14 protein-coding genes and 1 pseudogene are annotated in these 18876 nt (G+C 57.5%); 9 read left to right on the top strand and 6 right to left on the bottom strand.

Annotation, left to right across the window (positions count from 1 at the left end; translation table 11 throughout):
* The first annotated feature begins 44 nt into the window (after nucleotides 1-44).
* From LAC81_RS29765 to LAC81_RS29750, 4 genes are all read left to right on the top strand, one after another.
* On the top strand, nucleotides 45-1148 hold the full coding sequence (locus tag LAC81_RS29765; RefSeq protein WP_223730359.1) for a CapA family protein: 1104 nt from the start codon (nucleotides 45-47) through the stop codon (nucleotides 1146-1148).
* Nucleotides 1149-1265: 117 nt separating this feature from the next.
* Nucleotides 1266-2252, top strand: coding sequence for an asparaginase (locus LAC81_RS29760; RefSeq protein WP_223728262.1), 987 nt, complete (start codon nucleotides 1266-1268; stop codon nucleotides 2250-2252).
* A 35-nt stretch (nucleotides 2253-2287) separates the two neighbouring features.
* The gene (locus LAC81_RS29755; protein WP_223728261.1) at nucleotides 2288-3673 is read left to right on the top strand and encodes an aspartate ammonia-lyase; all 1386 of its coding nucleotides are present in this window, start codon (nucleotides 2288-2290) and stop codon (nucleotides 3671-3673) included.
* The gene (locus LAC81_RS29750; RefSeq protein WP_223728260.1) at nucleotides 3670-4815 is read left to right on the top strand and encodes a M20 aminoacylase family protein; all 1146 of its coding nucleotides are present in this window, start codon (nucleotides 3670-3672) and stop codon (nucleotides 4813-4815) included. The genes LAC81_RS29755 and LAC81_RS29750 overlap by 4 nt, the downstream gene beginning before the upstream one ends.
* Before the next feature lie 117 nt (nucleotides 4816-4932).
* Here LAC81_RS29750 and LAC81_RS38585 read toward each other — a convergent pair whose 3' ends face one another.
* The gene (locus tag LAC81_RS38585; RefSeq protein WP_223730358.1) at nucleotides 4933-5259 is read right to left on the bottom strand and encodes a helix-turn-helix domain-containing protein; all 327 of its coding nucleotides are present in this window, start codon (nucleotides 5257-5259) and stop codon (nucleotides 4933-4935) included.
* Nucleotides 5260-5992: 733 nt separating this feature from the next.
* Here LAC81_RS38585 and LAC81_RS29740 point away from each other — a divergent pair.
* Nucleotides 5993-6271, top strand: a complete 279-nt coding sequence (locus LAC81_RS29740; RefSeq protein WP_223728259.1) for an HU family DNA-binding protein — start codon at nucleotides 5993-5995, stop codon at nucleotides 6269-6271.
* Between the two features lie 52 nt (nucleotides 6272-6323).
* On the opposite strand, the gene LAC81_RS29735 is transcribed toward LAC81_RS29740, so the two are convergent.
* On the bottom strand, nucleotides 6324-6527 hold the full coding sequence (locus tag LAC81_RS29735) for a cold-shock protein (protein WP_223728258.1): 204 nt from the start codon (nucleotides 6525-6527) through the stop codon (nucleotides 6324-6326).
* A 1344-nt stretch (nucleotides 6528-7871) separates the two neighbouring features.
* Here LAC81_RS29735 and LAC81_RS29730 point away from each other — a divergent pair.
* The 4 genes and pseudogenes from LAC81_RS29730 to LAC81_RS38460 all read left to right on the top strand — a co-directional run bounded on the left by LAC81_RS29730 (nucleotide 7872) and on the right by LAC81_RS38460 (nucleotide 13432).
* Nucleotides 7872-9854: a DNA cytosine methyltransferase gene (locus LAC81_RS29730; protein ID WP_223728257.1), complete on the top strand. Its 1983-nt coding sequence runs from the start codon at nucleotides 7872-7874 to the stop codon at nucleotides 9852-9854.
* A 103-nt stretch (nucleotides 9855-9957) separates the two neighbouring features.
* Nucleotides 9958-10539 (top strand): hypothetical protein, encoded by a 582-nt coding sequence (locus tag LAC81_RS29725; RefSeq protein WP_223728256.1) that lies wholly within the window; start codon nucleotides 9958-9960, stop codon nucleotides 10537-10539.
* Between the two features lie 799 nt (nucleotides 10540-11338).
* Nucleotides 11339-12055: pseudogene (locus LAC81_RS29720) on the top strand (flagellar hook-basal body complex protein); the annotation flags it as partial.
* Between the two features lie 318 nt (nucleotides 12056-12373).
* Nucleotides 12374-13432 carry a flagellar hook-basal body complex protein gene (locus tag LAC81_RS38460; RefSeq protein WP_328717884.1) on the top strand — a complete coding sequence of 353 codons (1059 nt, stop codon included), beginning with the start codon at nucleotides 12374-12376 and terminating at the stop codon, nucleotides 13430-13432.
* 174 nt (nucleotides 13433-13606) lie between these two features.
* On the opposite strand, the gene LAC81_RS29710 is transcribed toward LAC81_RS38460, so the two are convergent.
* The 4 genes from LAC81_RS29710 to LAC81_RS29695 all read right to left on the bottom strand — a co-directional run bounded on the left by LAC81_RS29710 (nucleotide 13607) and on the right by LAC81_RS29695 (nucleotide 18785).
* Nucleotides 13607-14017, bottom strand: a complete 411-nt coding sequence (locus LAC81_RS29710) for a hypothetical protein (RefSeq protein ID WP_223728255.1) — start codon at nucleotides 14015-14017, stop codon at nucleotides 13607-13609.
* A gap of 99 nt (nucleotides 14018-14116) precedes the next feature.
* Nucleotides 14117-14317, bottom strand: a complete 201-nt coding sequence (locus LAC81_RS29705; protein WP_223728254.1) for a hypothetical protein — start codon at nucleotides 14315-14317, stop codon at nucleotides 14117-14119.
* Nucleotides 14318-14363: 46 nt separating this feature from the next.
* Nucleotides 14364-16229, bottom strand: a complete 1866-nt coding sequence (locus LAC81_RS29700) for an AAA family ATPase (protein ID WP_223728253.1) — start codon at nucleotides 16227-16229, stop codon at nucleotides 14364-14366.
* A gap of 1527 nt (nucleotides 16230-17756) precedes the next feature.
* Complete coding sequence (locus LAC81_RS29695) at nucleotides 17757-18785, bottom strand: LacI family DNA-binding transcriptional regulator (RefSeq protein ID WP_223728252.1); 1029 nt, start codon at nucleotides 18783-18785, stop codon at nucleotides 17757-17759.
* Nucleotides 18786-18876: the final 91 nt, after the last annotated feature.

The raw sequence follows: 18876 nt of genomic DNA, 5'->3' as shown, positions 1-18876 counted from the left end.
TTGGATAATTACAAAATATCATAAAAACATTGAAAGGAATTTTCGTGTCATCACGAGTACGTTTTACGGCTGCAGGCGATATCGTCGTGCGCGATCGCCTCTATAAGAATGGCGTTCCGGTTCACCGGGACTACGAGAAGACGATGGCTTACCTGCGCGCCGGTGACGTCGTGTGGGGCTCGTGCGAAGTTCAGTTCTCAACAGCTGGCCATCGAACCGACGCACCGATTGCCTATCTCGTAGATCCGGCAGTTGCCGAAGATCTTGGCCGCGCTGGCTTCAACCTGATGACGGTTGCGACCAATCATACAAGAGACTTCGGCATTGGCGCATTCCTGGACACGATTTCACACCTTGACCGGGCGGGCATCGCCACTGTCGGAGGCGGACAAGACCTCGCCGCTGCACAGGCTCCTCGGATTGTCGAGGTCGGAGGAACAAAGCTCGGAATCATCGCGGTTTCCTGCCTCTTGCCGCCTGACTATGCCGCGATGGCCGACCGCCCCGGTATCTCCCCGGTTCGTGTCGAGCAGTGGCCGGAAATCCATCCGGTGCTGCTAGCAACCGAGCCCGGCGCTCCCATGAAGATGCGCAGCCGTGCCGTTCCGGAAGATGTCCAGCAGCTCATTGGGCAAATTGAGCGCCTGCGCCCCAATGTCGACGTCCTCATTGTAAGCGTCCACTGGGGATATGGACGTGGAAATCCAAGGGCCGAATACCAGCAGCCGCTTGGGCACGCGCTCATCGAAGCCGGCGCCGACATGATACTCGGCAACCACCCCCACAGCCCGGCCGGCATTGAAACCTATCGCGGCAAGCCGATCCTCTACAGCCTCGGAAATCACATCGCTCAGCAGGACTGGGTAAATGCCACTCCCGTCCAGAAGGACATCTTCTCACAGATCGACCCCTGGTCGATGGTTTGCTCGATCTCCATCGAGGACGGCCGGATCGCGCAAATGGAGTTCCGGGCGACCCAGTGCAACTCCGAGGGCATGCCCGTGCTCATCGATGACGAAGAAGAAGCCGCCCCAGTGCTAAGTGATTTCCAACATCTTTCAGCGACGCTCGGCACTGAGATGCTCATCGACGGAGCGCGGATGGTTTGCCACTTTGAACCGCGACAGAGGATTGGCGCCACCGCCTGAGGGCTGTCGCCGCTCTATACCGGTCGCAGTTCGCTTCGATACGACCTTGCGACCGGTCACGGCCGCCGTCGGCAACGATCGGCCATTCGATGATAATACCGAAAAAAGGAAAGAGCCTTGCTCCCTCGCGTTCTCATCGTGTCTCTTGGCGGCACGATCACCATGACTGGCGATCCGGTCGACGGTCTCGCCCCGACGCTGGCGGCGAACGATCTCCTGTTGAGCGTCCCAACTGTTGCCACCATCGCCGCGATCGAAACTTGGTCACCTTTCAAGCTTCCAAGCGCCTCGTTGACCGTCACCCAGATAGCGGCGCTGGCTGAGGAGCTTCGCCGCCGCCTGGCAAGCGGCTTCGACGCAGCAGTCGTGCTGCAGGGAACCGACACACTTGAGGAAACCGCCTACCTTCTTGAATGCCTGACCGGAGATGAGAGCACAATCGTTTTGACCGGGGCTATGCGTGGAGCGGCGGCGATAAGTGCCGATGGCCCCTCCAATCTGGAGGCAGCGGTCAGAGTGGCGGCTGATCCGTCGAGCCATGGCCGCGGTGTACTCGTCGTTTTCGACGACGAGATCCATTCTGCCCAGTTTGTCAGGAAAACACACACAACGAGATTGTCGGCGTTCCGCTCGCCGAATGCTGCTCCGGTGGGGACATTGATTGAGGGTGTAGTCCAGTATCACTGGCGAGCGCCTCGCCATGACGCGCTGACATTGCAGTTCAACGCCGACAGCAAGCCGGTAGCGCTGTTGCGGTTCGCGATGGGAATGGACGGCCGCATCCTTTCGACGTTGCCGGATCTCGGCTTTGCTGGTCTCGTCATCGAGGGGGCAGGCGGCGGCCATGTCTCGGCCGCACTCGCTCCGGAGCTGGAGCGGCTGGTCAACGCCATGCCCGTAGTCCTGTCCAGCCGATGCGAGACGGGTCCGGTCCTGGAGGTCACCTACGGTTACCCGGGTTCCGAGATGGACCTCATCGCGAAAGGAGTCCTTCCTTCGGGCCACCTGGATGGGCTTAAGGCACGATTGCTCCTGAACCTTCTTCTGGCCACCAACATTCATCCCACAGAACTCGCGGCCGAGTTCCGTCGGCGCTCACATTAGCCGACCGCTTCTTCAAAGATTCGAGGAATACATAGATGTTGAATACGGACCCCACCCTTCGCGTGGAATCCGATGCACTGGGCATGGTCACGCTACCTGCGGACGCGCTCTACGGCCCACAAACCGCAAGGGCGATTGCAAACTTTGACGTGTCGCGCGTGGCGCTCAGCGATTTTCCGAGCTTTGTGCGCGCATTGGCCTACGTCAAGAAAGCCGCAGCAGAGGCGAATGGCCGTCTAGGGCTATTGGAGGTTTCATTGCGGGAGTCGATAATCGCTGCCTGCGACGAGATACTTGCGGACAGGCACCACGATGCATTCGCCGTCGGGATGTTCCAAGGAGGCGCGGGCACGTCCTCCAACATGAACGCCAACGAGGTAATCGCCAATCTGGCGCTCCAGCGGCGAGGCTTGCCCCTCGGGAGCTACGATGTGATCCATCCGAACGATCATGTGAACCTGTCCCAATCCACCAACGACGTCTACCCGACCGCCATCCGAATTGCGCTCCTCTTCGGCAACCGGGACCTGCTGCAAGCGATTGGCCGCCTCGCGGAAACTTTCGAAACGCGGGCGAGTGAATTCTCGACAATCCGCAAACTGGGTCGAACTCAGCTTCAGGATGCGGTGCCCATGACGCTGGGGCAGGAGTTTCAGGCATTTGCTTCGACGCTGAGGGAAGACATCGAGCGGCTTGAGGAACTTTCGAAGCTCCTCGGACAGATCAATCTCGGCGGAACGGCGATCGGCACTTCGATCAATGCGTCGCCCGAATACCAGTCCCTGGTCGTCCCTATTCTTGCCGAGATGACGGGCCTTCCGTTGGTTGCCACAACGGACCTCATTGAAGCGAGTTGGGATACAGGTGTTTTCGTTCTCTATTCCGGGATGCTGAAACGCTCAGCGACCAAGCTTTCGAAGATTGCCAATGACCTGAGACTGCTTTCTAGCGGGCCGCGAGGCGGGATCGGCGAGATCAATCTTCCGCCGCTCCAGCCGGGTTCTTCGATCATGCCCGGCAAAGTTAACCCAGTCCTGCCGGAACTTGTCAGCCAGGTCGCCTTCCAAGTGATCGGTAACGATGTCACCGTAACGATGGCATCGGAAGCGGGTCAGCTCCAACTCAACGCGATGGAGCCTGTGATCCTCTACAACATCCTGAACTCGGTCTCCCTTCTGCAGCGGACTTGCGACGCATTCGCGACCAGGTGCGTATCCGGCATCACCGCTAATCCCGATACGTGCTCGTCACATCTGGAAAGAAGCACCGCATTGGTCACGGAACTGGTGCCGTTGGTCGGCTATGAGAAGGCCTCACAAATCGCCTATCGAATCCTGGGCGAAAATCGATCCGCGGGAGAGATCCTGTCGGAGGAACGGTCCTTTGCGCTTGCAAAGCTTGGCTCGGAGCTGGAGCCATGATCGGCTCCGTTGCCGAAGTGATCGCGTGGCGCCGCGAGCTGCACCGCATCCCAGAGCTGCTCTATGATCTGCCTCTAACGTCGAGTTTCGTGGCTGAGCGCCTCCGTGAATTCAACGTTGACAGCCTCGCGACCGGGGTCGGCGGAAGCGGTCTTGTTGCCACCATCCGCGGGAACAGGGGAAGAGGAAAGTCGATAGGGCTACGAGCGGACATGGACGCGCTGCCGATTACCGAGGCAACCGGCCTTGACTACGCATCCAAACATGTCGGCCGCATGCATGCCTGTGGCCATGACGGGCACACAGCAATGCTTCTGGGCGCGGCGCGCCAGCTTTCTGCTGAACGCGATTTTGCGGGCACAGCCGTCTTGTTGTTTCAGCCCGCGGAGGAAGGTGGCGCTGGGGCAAAGGCGATGATCGACGACGGCGTGCTCGAGCGCTTCCAGATCGACGAGATCTACGGCCTACACAATATGCCCGGCATTGCCCCGAACAGCTTCGGGTTTCGTCGGGATGCGATCATGGCTGCGTCCGACATCTTTGCCATCCGTTTGAGCGGCCGCGGCGGGCACGCAGCAGCTCCCCATTTGTCGGACGACCTCGTTCTTGCTGGGGCTTCGCTCGTGCAGTCGCTGCAACAGATCGTTGCGCGTAACGTCGATCCTCTTGCGGCGACCGTCCTGTCCGTAACTTGCTTCAATGCCGGGTCGGCAGAAAACATCCTTCCCTGCGAAGCTCTACTCAGGGGAACGGTGCGGTCGCTCGACGAGAGGGCACGCGGAAGCGTTCAAGAGCGTCTCCAAACGGTCACAGACGCAATTGGCTGGTCACAGGGTGTCAAGGTTGAAGTCGACTACACAAGGCAGTACCCCGCCACCGTGAACGCTCCGGAACAGGCAGCGATCGCCGCAACCGTGGCCGAAGGGCTCGTTGGCAAGCAATCCGTCAACCTTCAAACACCACCGCAGCTCGCCTCAGAAGACTTTGCATACTTCCTTCAGCAGCGGCCCGGAGCATTCGTATTTCTCGGAAACGGCAAAAGCGCTCCCTTGCACAATCCCGCCTATGACTTCAACGACGCCATTATCCCGACCGGAGTGCAGTTTTGGTGCAGCCTCATGAAGGCAACGGGGGCGAGCTGAGCCTCGTCTATGCTAGACCGAAGGGGCAGCGCCCAGGTCACGGCTGCTGTGATGGGGCGCAGGACGAATATCCGCCGGACATAACAACGCTCTTCCGAGGCAAGCTGAGTTTGACGTTTAGATCGGATCTCTTACGCGAACCATCGCTCGACCTCGGGCTGTGGAGGGCCGTTCAGAATCATCGATCGACACCGTCCCGCTCTGGGCTGAAACACCGCCACCGGATAGCGGAGCCAGAATGGTCACGATTGCCAACAATACTCCAAGGTGCTCGGTGGGAATCGAAAACCAGCGGTTTCGGTTGGCCCTGGCTTCCGAGACAACCAGACCACACGCCATTAGCTCGTAAAGGTGCTTGAACGTGGCGGACTGCGAGAGGCCTAGTATACGCGCCAATGTTCGCGCCGACCGAGCCCCGCCTCGAGACAATATGGTTACAACCAAAAGCCGGGAAGGGTGCGACAGGGGCTTGAGCAATCGAACCGCTGCCTCAGTTCGCTCTGTAGTCCAAGCTGGATCGTCCAAAACTTGCGTTCCTCTTGGTCTGACCGGAATTCGCGATGGCTCTCGCTGCGGCTACAATGAGGCGAAACTATGGGAAGGCGGATGGCCAGAGTGATGCATGCGGGAGAAGTTGCCAGGATCTGAGTAGATCGAGGTGGGGCAGTCTTAAATGTCGAGCAAGAAGTCCGGCTATTCGTCACGAACTGTTGAAGCCGCGCGTGTAGACTGCATTTCACAAGCTTCCGCTTCCGGCACAACGTCAAGCCCTGGACGCTAGGACTGAGGCGGCATCCAGATGGAACGTCCATCTTCTGCCGAGGTGCCATGGCCCGGTGCGCCGCCGCCACCCCTGCCCCTTCGAGGTAGGATCGGGGGGCGCCCCGACAGCACAGGCGCTACGATTGAGCCCGCGATACGTGCCCGACAAATTTCTTGCAGGTATGAAGGGGCAACATCTACTGAACGGCACAACGAGTTTTGATGCTCTCTCTGAGCAAATGGCCGAATTTCCTTCGGCCCCAAGTGACTTTTCAACCAATTGTGACGAAAAGCCCAGCTAACCGCGTTGTTATATTTTGTGGAAATCCCTTGTACGCGGCCCTGCCCTTCCATCTTTCCGATGACAAGGATTTTCTGGCCTGCCAACCTTTTTCGCGTCAATAGGAGGGGAACCATGACAACGACAAACGAAATCGCTGACAACATCGCTGCTACACACGGCCTGACCAAAGTGCAGGGGAAGGCCGTCGTCGAGGCGGTATTTGCGGCGATCACCGCCGCAGCAGTCTCGGGAGACGAGACGTCAATTCCCGGCTTCGGCAAGTTCAAGATTAAGGATACGCCTGAGCGCGAAGCGCGCAATCCGGCGACGGGGCAGACCATTAAGGTCGCGGCTGCAAAGAAACTCAACTTCGCGCCAGCCAAGGCGCTCAAGGATGCTCTCAACAAGTAGTGAGAGAACGAGGCTCCGGCGCTGTCGGAGCCTCGGGCGCAAGCCCCTGCCGTCAGAATGGCCTAACGTTTTCGGCCTTATTTTTGCCAGTCCTGCGGTCCTGGCCAAGGTCATAAGATACCGTCTGCCCTTCCTTCAGGATATCGCCATATTGCAACGCGGACACATGAACAAACACGTCAGTGCCTCCGGCGTCCGGTGTAATGAAACCGTAGCCCTTGTCCGCGTTAAAAAACTTCACCTTGCCCGTCGCCATGTTTGCCTTTGCCTGTACGTCGCGTTGCGCGTCTAACCTATTTTTTGCAGGACGCTAAAACAAGGTAGTAGTACGCAGAAAACGGATGGCCCCACAGCCTTTGGAAGTCATGTCGACCAGCAGGTCCGTGCGGAGCTTGCACGAAGGGATCGTACGCATAGCCTCGATGAGTAACGTCGTAGAGCTTTTGGCGGATCCGCTTCCAAACCTGGCAAAGTAGATGAGCGCCTGGGCTTAATTTCCCGCCACGTGAGAGAAGTACATCGTTCTGCCGCTTCAGTCTCCGCAACACGTGCCCGACAATTTCTGCGGGTATGGAAGGGGCGACATCTACGGAACGGCAGAACGAATTTTGCATGCTCTCTCTGATTTGCTCGGCCGAATTTCCGTCGGCCACAAGACGCCTTCGACCGTATGTGACGAAAAAGCCGTGCATCCAATGATCCAAACTAGATTCTATATATTCGGAGATTTCGAGCAGGTTATAACCGATTGAAAACACTGAATTAATCAGAGGGCAGAATTTTTAATCCCCTAAGATTCCGCACAAGCTCCCCTAAAATTCCCACCATTCTAATTAAGCCATGCCGAATGCGCGCGAATTTCCCGCTACTTCCCTAAGCAATTAGCCTAACCACTAGGGAACTCGCTTGGGGAAGTAGCGGCTAAATGTAGGGAATTACCCCGGCTGGTGGCATCGTTATTGTTACGTCAAATCGAACAATGCCGAACTTTATTCCGAATTGCCGAACGATCAGTCGAGATCTCGAATTTTTGGCTTCTATTTGATCGAAATCTCGAACGGAAAGTTCCACTTCCACAATGGCAGATTGCGAACGGCAAGTCTGCAGCTCTGACGCAACTCGAAAGTAGCATTCGGAATCTCGAACCAGCCGTTCGAAATCTCGAACCGGAAATTCGAAAAATCGAATGGCTGCACCTACGTCCATCGCAAATCCAACTTTGTTTTGCGGCCTCAGCAAGTGGAGGCGTCTAAAGTGAAACGGGGTTGGCCCGTGCGGCTTGAAAGGTTGGTGGCGAACGCTCTGTCTTTGGGACGTTACGCGGCCAGCTTGATGCGAGCTTCCCCACAATCGCTTATCTCGAACGCAAGCCGAACCGCGCATTCGGAATCTCGAACCAGAAATTCGAAAAATCGAACGCCGGACAATCTTATCCCTTACTGCGGAAGGTCTGTTGCGGGATCTATTGTCTGGCCGCGACAGAACCGCAATCCGACCGGCGCCGAACACATCCGCCTGCATAAAGTTTTACGAGTTGGCTTATCGACGCCGCAACATATGTCCGGGTATGAGACACCCCCAGTGAAACCCCGGGGGCGGCATGAATTCAAAGTCGGAAGCACTCGCAGCAGCAAAGAAGCGAATAACCGATCTGCAATCGCAGATGACGGCGAAGATCCTCGCCATAGCGGCCGAAGTCGAGAAGCTAATGGACGTTACCCCAGAGCGCGAGGTCCGGGACTTCCTGCGCGTCACCTGCAACCTCCCCTCTAGCGAACTCGGAACCTACATGGGATTCGGCCGAACACTGAAGGGCAGCGAAGCGCTGTTGCAGAAGGCGCGCGTAACCTTCCCTGTCCTCAAGGCGCTGGTCGCCGCCGATGCTGAGACTCGCCAGGAAATCGTGGAACGTATGGATATCGGCGCGAGGATCGACACGAAAGAGATTGCGGTCGTACGCAAGCGCCTCACGGAAGCCAAGCTTACACCCGAAGCGCTGATGGCCCAGAAAAACGTCAGGCTCGTAGCCGCAGCCGCTCGCAAGCGCAGTGCCGATACCGCCGCGCTCTTCCGCGAGAAGCTCGCCTCTTTCGCTCTGCACTTGAGGAAGATGAATGCGTCTGATCTGGCTTTAGCCAGCCTGTCAGAGACCGTTCGCAATGATGCTCTTGAACTGCGAGAGCAGTTCACGGACATCTTCGGGACGAGCCGAAGATCCCTGAACAAGATCAACTTGAATTCACCAGCATTTAGAGTCGCCGCCGCGAACGACGCCCTGAAGCGTATCTGTGAGGGACGGTTTGGCAATTCGTCGCACTATGCTGGCGTGAAGAAGTGGCCCGCGTCCGACTCGCAAATCATCGATGTGCTGCTTTTGCTGTCTGGTCACCCGGTGCCGCGGCGCGGCTGGGTCCGGGGTCGAAACGCGATCACCGAGCTGCCGCCTCATCGCTACCGTCTGAAAGCAATCGAACTGTGCGCGGGTGCCGGAGGCATGTCGATCGGGTTGGAGCGCGCAGGGTTCGAGCACGTGGCGCTCTTCGAGTACAATGCCGATGCCGCCGCGACGCTGCGGCAGAATCGCCCTGACTGGAATGTGGTCGAGGCCGACATCACAAAGGTCGACTTCAAGCCTTATCGCCGCATGGATATCGACCTCGTTGCGGGAGGCGTGCCCTGCCAGCCGTACTCATCCGAGGGCGATCAGTTGGGGCAGGAGGATGAGCGCGACCTCCTACTCGAAAGCTCTAGAGTGATTGCCGAAGTCAAGCCGAAGATGTTCATCATCGAGAATGTGGAAGGCTTGCTCCATGCCAAACATGGCGACCACGTCGCAGAATTCCTTCGACGAGTTGCAAAAGCTGGCTACCAGACGGAGATAAACAGAATCCGGGCGGAAGATTACGGGGTCGCACAGGAACGCCATCGAATCCTTCTGATCGGAATCCGGCGGGAACTTGCGGGGAGCTTCAGAATGCCCCCTCGCTTCCCGGAGCGACGTTCGAACCTGGGCGATGCCCTTCTCGATCTCATGTCGGAAAACGGTTGGACTGGAGCGCGCGAATGGGCCCGGCAACGTCGAGATTGCCCGGTCTTCGATAGACAGGGCAATCTCATTGCGCATGGTGTCCTTGCGTCAACCGTCGTCACTAGAAGAGGGACGCCGCGCACGAAGGAAGCAGCGCGTTGGGGCTCGAAGGGGATCAACATTGGTGGTCTCCCGGCAGCAGCTCCCACGGACGCGGAGGCATCGAAGCCTGGATATCTGCCCGGTCTGACAGCACGCATGCGTGCCCGGCTCCAGAACTTTCCAGACGACTGGAAATTCCATGGCGGGAAGCAAAGCGTGGCCGATCAGATTGGTAACGCCGTACCCGCAAGGCTGGCCCAAGCTGTTGGACTAGCTGCTTTCGCCGCCATCCGCGGTGTGAGCTTTGATTGGGAGGCAATGCTGTGGCCAGGAGATCGCGGGAGATTGCAAATGACGACACCTGCGCTGTATCTGGACCAGCCGCAGCTCGCTCCAGGTCGCAAGAAACCTGAGCAGAACGTCCGCACTGTCGAGTCAGCGGGTGATTGGTGAGGGCGTGAAGGCTTCCAAAATCAGCGCGGGGAATGCGCAGTGCGCCCCGGCTTTGTAAGCACCATCAGCACTACCGTAGGCGCTCTACTGTGAAGGAATTGCATTGTTCAACTTCATTCCCAAGTTCGGCAGATTTATCGCTAGCCAAAGTGAATGGGCTTCAGTGCCTCTAAGTCTTCTACCTTATGGCTACAAGATCCAGCGGAAGATAGTCAACGGTCGGAACCTCTATCGTGTATCGGGGCCAGCGATCCCCCTGACCACGGCGCGAAGCATTGAGCATGCAAGATGGATGATCGCGGAGGCGGTTCGTCGGTCGAAGGAACAATCGAACGGCTTGATGCAGGACGACGCTCGTCAAGAGGAAGCCACCTACGCAGCTGCGCTAGTCGGTTTCACGCGCGACGAGCACGGGGACGATCTCATCTTCATCATCGATGAGATGGGCGCAGCCGAATACGGTTCGTACGATACACTGGGCGACCTTGCTGACCCGCTGAAGGATTGGATCGTCAACAGTGCCGATGTCATAGACGATCTGGCTTCAAACAGTTGCGGTCTACTTTTCGACCTGAACTCCCAAGAACCGTTCGCCTGGTTTGAGGAGTCTGGGTTTGTCGGAAGCGAACGCTTCTCCGAGGTCGAGGATCTGTCGATCCAGTTCTCTACGACGCTGGCGCGCTAGCACTCCGCTCCGTCGCATACTTAAAGGCGGCCAAAAGCATGTCCTCGGATATCGCGGGCGTGCCGTCCCGCTTTTTCGCGCCTAGAAGCCGAACCACGCTCGCATGCTGGAGATCTAACGCCGCTCCCATACCATGAACTGCCTCAATTTCCCTCAGCGCATGCAAGTTGGCCTTAATGCATTCCCAATGGCCCCGCGCCTGCGGCGATGGCGAGACGGCGACTAGCTCGTCGTACAGTCCGAAAAGCCTCTCGGCAGCTTGGCTTAGTCCGGCAGCCAAAGCAATTTCCAGTGTCCTAAGTCGAACTCGATCCCTCCCGGTGATGTCCTCATAATCGATCTTCGGTAGGTCCCTGGCCATGGCTATCCATCATCAATTGTTTCGACGATGGTGAGACGTCTATTCCACCGGCGCAATTTCAGACTCCCGCTATCCCCTGCACCAGACACGCGCTGACAAGGCCGCAAGGTTCCAACGAATGGCATTAGAAATCGGGGACGCAGTTCCTTCACGCTACGCGCGTCATCAATTCCTCACAGAACGGACGACATCTCCGAAACGGCGAAGCGAATTCAGTTCCCCACCGCAGTTCGTACTTTTGCTCAACGTGGACGTGTCGCCTAAAACCGCGGTTCCACACGAAAATCCGAATAGCCGATGAGTCAAGCTCAGCTGCCGCCAATGCTGCATCACCTCATGACACCCGACTCAATAAACAACTTCTAATAAGTCACCGCGCACGTTTCGCGCAAGCCAAGCGCACGATTACAGATTGTACCGTTTCAAGGAGGGTATACTTTGAGTCTTTATGGAAGCATGAGAACTGGCGTGTCGGGTATGAACGCCCAGTCCAACCGTCTGGGGACCGTTGCCGAAAACATCGCGAACGCCAACACGACCGGTTACAAGCGCGCCTCCACCGAGTTTTCGTCGATGATCTTGCCCTCGGGTGGCGGCAACTACAATTCCGGCGGCGTAGAGACTCAGGTGCGCTACTCTATCTCTCAGCAAGGCGGGTTCAGCTACACAACCTCTGGATCAGATCTGGCAATCGATGGACAAGGCTTCTTCATCGTGGAAGGAGCCGCGGGATCATCGTATCTGACGCGAGCCGGTTCCTTTGTTCCGGACAAGAATGGCGACCTCGTCAACACGGCCGGATATAAGCTGCTTGGCTATCCCTTCACGAACAGCGACCCGACGGTCGTGGTGAATGGCTTTGACGGTCTCGTTCCCGTCAACGTGAAAGGCAGCGGCCTGAAAGCGGAGGCGACCACTCAAGCGACCTTCGGTGTCAATCTGCCGTCCTTTGCCGATGCAAAGGGCGTCGGAGTTGCCAACGTCTCCCCAGCCGACAACACGGCGTACAGCATCTACACGAAAAAGCTTACCGTGAGCTCCCAGGAGGCTGGGCTCGGCATGGTCTATACCGACATTTACTACACGAAGCTTGACGACAATAAGTGGGAAGTCACTGTCTTCGAAAACTACACAGGCACGCCGTCTTCATTTCCCTACGATCTGTCGACCGGAAGCGGCATTGTTTCAGCCTCGACCGTTCTGGAATTCGACCCCGTAACCGGCGCCATCCTCAGTGGCAATCCGGTTCTGGTTCCCGACCCGTCCGATCCGGTCATCTATGATTTCTCCGACATTTCGCAGCAAGTCTCCGGGACAGGCTCCGCACAAGGCATAGAGTTCGCCTGGAATCTCCCTTCCGACGCGCCACTGGTCGACACCGCTGGCGGCGAACTCCCCGCAAGCGCAAACGACCCTGCAAGCGTAGCACATCAAAAATCACGTCTTTCCGGCTACGCTGGTTTCCCTGCAAATATGCAGCTCGACGTCTACTTCAGCCGCACTGGACCAACCACTTGGGAGGTTACCGCCTATGATCCAGCCCTGGCGGCTGCTGGGGGCTTCCCGTACGGAGCGGCAGGTGATCCGCCACTCGCCACGATGACACTCACATTTGACCCAGCAACAGGGAATCTTGTCGGCGGCGGCAGTCTTTCAGTTCCCTTACCCAGTGGCGATACGCTACCGTTGGATTTCTCCCAATCGGTCTCATTGCCAGATGGAACACCGGGCTGGACCGACAAGATCGTCGGCTCCCTAAACCTTCCTGCTTCCGCGCCGGCTGTTGTACCATACGTTCTCGGAACCACCCCGGCCGACAATCTTCCTTCGAGTGTTTTTAACGAGAAGAGCTCGATGGTGGTCTACGACAAGCTTGGCCTTCCGGTCCAACTCGACTTCTTCTACACGAAGGGAGAGCAAGGCCGCTGGGAGGTCACTGTATTCAACCATGCGGACGCGTCGCCGACTTCAGGCACGTTCCCGTACGGCCTGCCTGGTTCCCCACCGCTGGCCACGACGGTCTTGGAATTCGATGCACTCGGCAATCTGGTGTCGAACGGTATCCTCGATGTGCCAGTCCCAGGTGGTGAGACTGTCCGCGTCGACATGTCCAGTACCGGACAGATAGGCTACGAATTCTCTCCGGGACGGGCCGATGTGAACGGAATGGCGCCGAGCAAGATCAGCGGTTTTGAGATCGCGTCGGATGGGACTGTGTTCATGAAGTATGGGGACGGTTCTCTCGATCCGGCCTACCGAATTGCACTGGCGAATGTCCAGAGTCCCGACAGGCTGCGTCCCGAGACAGGCAACGTCTACTCACAGAGTGCAGACTCGGGCGTGATTGTTACCGGGTTCCCCGAAAACGGAGCGTTCGGAAACATTCGTTCCCGGACCTTGGAGAACTCCAACGTCGACATTGCCAACGAGCTCACGTCGATGATCGAGTCCCAGCGCAATTACACCGCCAACTCCAAGGTGTTTCAGACCGCCTCCGACCTGCTCGATGTGCTCGTCAACCTGAAGCGGTGATGTGTCTCCAAGCCCCTTTCATGGACAGTGGCGCGCGGAACCGGAACTTTCGCGCGCCCCTGGCCGACAAGGCGTGCCCCGCGTCACCGCCGAGACTTCAGCGTGCAGCGAGGCCCGGCCGTTCGCGGGGGCTTTCGTATTTAGAGGGCCGAAGTGGACACACCGTTTCGGGGCCTAACGGTATATGTCGAGCGTCCGGTTCCGGTGGTTCGGATGGGTGCTGTAAACGAAGATGCGATTGAGGTCGCGGTCCGTCAGCAGACGCAGGAAACGCGCCTCGATGACGTTGTTGGCATGCACCCGCTTCAGAAGGCAACCGACCATCTGAATACGCGCGCTCGGAATCTCCAGATAGAAATTTTGCGGCAGCCGAAACTGGGTTGCGATGCCGAGCACGGCGCCGCTTTTCGACAGCTTCAGGATCTCGCAACGGCGTGAGCTGAGCTGGGTCATGCCTTTCTCGGTGTACTCGATGCGCGCCTCGTTCCGGGTATCCTCCATCGGAAAGTTCGCTTCCCGATCGTACATGAAGGACTCTTCCTTGTTCAGGAAGTGCTGCTGCATTACAGGCGCCGCGCCTCTCATCGATATGCCTTTCTTATCCCATTTTGGGACGTATTAGCTGTGCGACATTAACAGAGACTTTTCGGGGTCCAAAAATCCAGTAATCGCCCCAACCTTCCGTCACCCAACTTGACCTTTGGAAACTCTCTTCTTCAGCGCCTCCCGTCGTTTTCCCTGAGACACGATCTTGGGGCCAACCTTTGCTGGCTCGAATCCGACCTTTGCTAGCGCTTCCTCAAGCGTTTCGCTTCTATCGACTTTTCCCCCCGCCTGATTAGCGTCGCCGGCATTGCCCGGGCCCCTCTTCTCGCCACCTGCCATGTGAATTCTCCCAGTACAGATACCCTAGAGACGACGAAATGCAGCCCTAGGAAGAAGCGATCCTTCCACGGCCGATGACCCGCGCCACCTCAACGCCAGGAAGCAGCTCGCGCTCCCGCACGGCTTCCGCGATGCGCACCACATCTGCCCGCCGCTCCAAGATGATTTCTTCCGCGCGCGCCAGTTCGTCAGCCAGCAGCCGTTCCACCCTCCGTCGCAGGACCGGATCAGTGCGACGGAGTTCATCGAGTTCTCTTGCACTGGAGAGGTTCGTGAACCCGAGCGACTGAATGCCGTGAGCTGCAATGAGGATGGTGGCGATGTCGGATGCCCGGTGGAGATCCGAGCCTTCGGCTCCGCCGGAACCATCATAACATTCATTGAGGATTGCCTGTTCTGCGGCTCTTCCCGCGAGGATCATCGCAATCTCGTCCCGATAGGCCTGCAGGGATCTGTTGCGCAAGACCGGTCTGCGCCATTCGACGTAACCGGCACCGCCGTCGTGATGTCCCGCCTCGCGGGCAACGACGATTGCTTCCACATCGCCGACGCCCAGAGCGAGCCCAACCACCGCGTGGCCCGCTTCATGGATGCACACAGGCCACCGCTGCTCCTTCCCCAGGGTGACGACGGGAGGCACGATCGCGAGGAAGTCCGAGCCTGACACTGGTCGTCGTTGTTTCCGAGCAACGCGGCGCGCGTCCCGGGCGAGCTGACGCAATGCCGCTCCGGAGTAGCCTCCGGTAGCAAGAGCGATCGCCCTCAAGTCGTCGGCTGGCAGAGAGAGGCCGACATGAGCCGAAAGGATCTGTTCCCGTGCCTCCCTGTCAGGCATTTCGACGGCGATGTGACGATCGAGACGTCCGGGGCGCAGCAGAGCTTCATCGATATCATCGGGCCTGTTCGTCGCTGCAATCACCACAACACCTTCGCGACCGTTAGCGCCGTCGAGAAGCTCGAGGAGTGCGTTGATCACCTGAAGTCCGTAGGAAGCATTGTTGCCCTTCAGGAGCTTGCGGGAACCGAACGAGTCGAATTCATCGAGGAAGAGGATTACCGGGGCATCGGCGATCGCCTGGCGAAACGTCTTCCGCATCGCCCCCAACATGTCACCAAGATGACCGCGAGACTGCCATTGCGCACTTGATGCAGCCAGGAAGCCCACGCCGCACGATCTGGCCACCGCGCTCGCAAACAGAGTCTTCCCGCAACCTGGCGGGCCGCTCAAGAGCAACCCGGCATCGACGTCGCTCCAGGAGATAGTGCCATGCCGCCACGCCGAGATGTCTTCGGCGAGATCCAGCGCCCACTCAGTAGCCTTGCCGTAACCCGCAAGTTCCTCCACCCGCGGCTCCCAGGCAGATGCCTGTTTCTTCGTCACGGAGGCCGCCAGTTTCTGCAGTGTGACTTCGATGGGCCGCGAATGCCGAATCGCGGCAAACAGAAGCGATGGCGGAAAGTCGACAAGCACCTCCGCTTGCTCCATTGTGATGTTCAATTCCGTCACCGCCCTTGCGGCAGACAGAAGATGGTACGGCTTGAAAGTCCCCACTTCCACGATGTGGTCGAGCGAGATTGTGACCTCCAGCGGAAGTTCGGCGGCGTGCGAAATGAGAACAATCACTGCCTTGGCAGACGACAGTGCTGCGAGAGCTTCGCCTACATCAGCCTCCTGCCTGAAACTGCTTACTCGGACAATCGGCACAGCGTAACGGAGAGCGTCGGCCTTGGTCAGGAGCATCATGACCGCACCGTAGTATTTGTCGAGGGCGGCCCCCGGCGGCAGCACCAGCCCCACCGTTCTTTCGCCCTTTTGGAAGATGCCACATCGACTCAGGGCGACCCACATGGAGTTTGCATAGGTTGTCACCTCAAGCCCCTGCTTTCTCTGGTTGAAATCGAACTCCTTCATGGCCGCTCTCCTACGGAAGCGCGGCGAGCCACCGTGTGCGACCCGTGAGAGCGTGCAAATACCAAGGACGGCTGCGGCCAATGGACGGCGCGATCGAACCATCGGGGCGGAAGGCGAGGGAAACCGGATGTGTATGACCTGAGGAATTCGCAAGCAGGATTGCCTGCGGCGCGAGCCGATGAGGCCGTCATGACCTGTCCTCCGAAGAATAGAATGTTGAAGCGTTACCGGGAACGATCCCAGGTCGATCAACCTATTCGGACGATGAGGGCGCGGTCATTGCTCATAAAAGAACATTTAGAGAACAAATATATTCGCGTCAAGCCGCTAGATAAAACCGGTTGCCACCTTGACGCAAAGCGGGTGGCCCTTCCCGTCTCGGAGCGGGATAGGGCGAGGCTTCTGCCCTGTCGGTCTCGCTGAGAGACGTCGTAAAGATTCTATATATTCGGGAAGTTCGAACGGGCCGTACGGCATTGAGTTTACTGGCTAAACCAGTTCGCAAAATTTTTAGTTCACTAAGAATCCGCACACCCCCCTAAAGTTTGCACACTACTTATTTAGCTATTCCGCATTTGTCCAAAATCCACGCTACTTCACTACGCAAGCTCCCTCACCATTAGGGATGTTCCTTAGTGAAGTAGCGTTCCAGCGTAGGGAATTTCGCTTTTGAGCGCCGAAATATTGTTCCGATAGGCCGAACAATGTCGAAATTTGTTCCGAACGTCCGAATTATTGTTCTACTTCTCGAATTTTCGAGACGTCTCCATTCACGATCTCGAACGTCAGCGAATTTTTCGGCCACTCATGATTGCAGGCGAGACTTTTGCAGGTTACCAGCGAGTCGAACCAGGCGTTCGAAATCTCGAACCGAGAATTCGAAAAATCGAACGCCCCATCGCGAGCCTGCTCCTCCGCCCAGACTTACCGCAAGTGTTTGATTTATTTAAGCTGGCGGCGCGCCGCATGCTCCATTGTTCTGCCCCTCCGAACACGTCGGACTATTATTCGGCGAGAGCGACTAATCTGGTACACAATGGCGCTGCTGCAATTTCGAACATGGCGAGGAGTCAAAGCTTGATTGCAGCCGCCGCGGCGGTCGCCATTAGCGATCTCACCCTCGCGCAGCATCAAGGCCGATCTCCGCCGAACGCGGATCGCGGTTCCGTTCAGCGATTCGACCTTTCAGGACGCGCGCATCTGGTCGGCAGACGCGTTCACACGTCAGCACTCGAACGACCTACTTTTGTAGCTCCCTACGCGGCAACGCTACTCCACTAACAAAGCCGCCTAAAGTCTAGGCAGGTTGGTTAGTGAAGTAGCGTGATTTTTCGCGTTTTCTACGCGATAAGGGCTGTTTCCGGGAGGTCCGAACGATGCATCCCACGATTTGCGGGGCGCCAGTCCTATTTGTCCCCTTCCGCTTGCCAATCTATCGCAGGTTAGTTCACCCTAGCGGCTCGTGTTACCTGGTTTCAATTTGAGCTCAGGGCTGATATCACGTGAGCACGACTGCGTTCTATACTTTCAACCGCTGTTGCCAGGGATCAAATCCATCGGCCAGACTTCCTGCAATTTCTCAGCATTCAAGGTTTCGCGTTTAATTTCCCCCAGCACCATTTCTCCGAGCCTCTCGCCATATTTTTTGATGTCGACGTGGAAACAAGTTAGCGACGGGGACAGATAGCGGCAGACCGGATTCTCCCGGAACCCGATCACCGCTAAATCTTTCCCGGGCTCCAATCCGGCCTTGTAGAGGCGTTGATAGAGGCCCATTGCCATAGTCTCCTGAATAAGGAGGGCTCCAGTTGGCCTTTCAGGCATGTCCAGAATTGCGCCACCGAGTTCGGATCCGCCCGAAATGCGATCATAAAGACGAAGCACCAGTTTGTCGTCAAAAGGCAGGCCAGCCTCCCTCAAGGCCTCCTGATAGCCGCTGAGGAACAGGTAGTTGTTGTTGGTTTCCTGAGCTGTCAGTCCCAATACTATAAGCTTGCGCCCTTGTTCGATCAGCCGTCGTACGGCCTGCTTCGCTACCCCAGAAAAATCTAAATCGAGCGCGGCGTAGTCGCTCCTGATATCACTTCTGCCGAGAACGACGAAGGGCATGTCGACACGGCGAAGATAATCGATGCGCTGGTCAAAGCGCTGCACATTCGTAATGATAAACGCGTCGGCGAACTTGCGGTCAACGGCGCGGTAGAGGAACTCGTTCTCATCCTGATCAGATGCACACGGTAAAAGAGCCAGATCATAGCCAGCTCGAGCCAGCACGCTTTGCAGGCCGTCACTTAGGGCCATGAAAAATGTTTCCCCCGACGCGGTACGACCCGTGTCGGTGCGGATCGTCATCGCGATGACATTCGTTGTACCGCTTCGAAGGCTCCGGCCCGATTGGTTTGGCTGATATCCTAATCGCTCGGCCTCTAGCAGAATTCGTTTGCGGGTCTCTTCATTCACGTCGCGCGTGCCGTTCATGGCGCGGGAAACAGTGCTGACCGCCAAGCCCATATGTGCGGCGAGATCCCTAATCCCGACTTTACCCGATTTCTTCACTTTCCACCGCCTCTGCTCATGGAGCAGCTATTGACACAGCCATTCCCTCATGGCAATCGGCGGAAACGTTTCCGGATTGGTACCGACGCAT

This window comes from Ensifer adhaerens, from assembly GCF_020035535.1.
GTDB lineage: Bacteria > Pseudomonadota > Alphaproteobacteria > Rhizobiales > Rhizobiaceae > Ensifer.
This window is presented reverse-complemented; position numbering and strand designations above follow the sequence as displayed.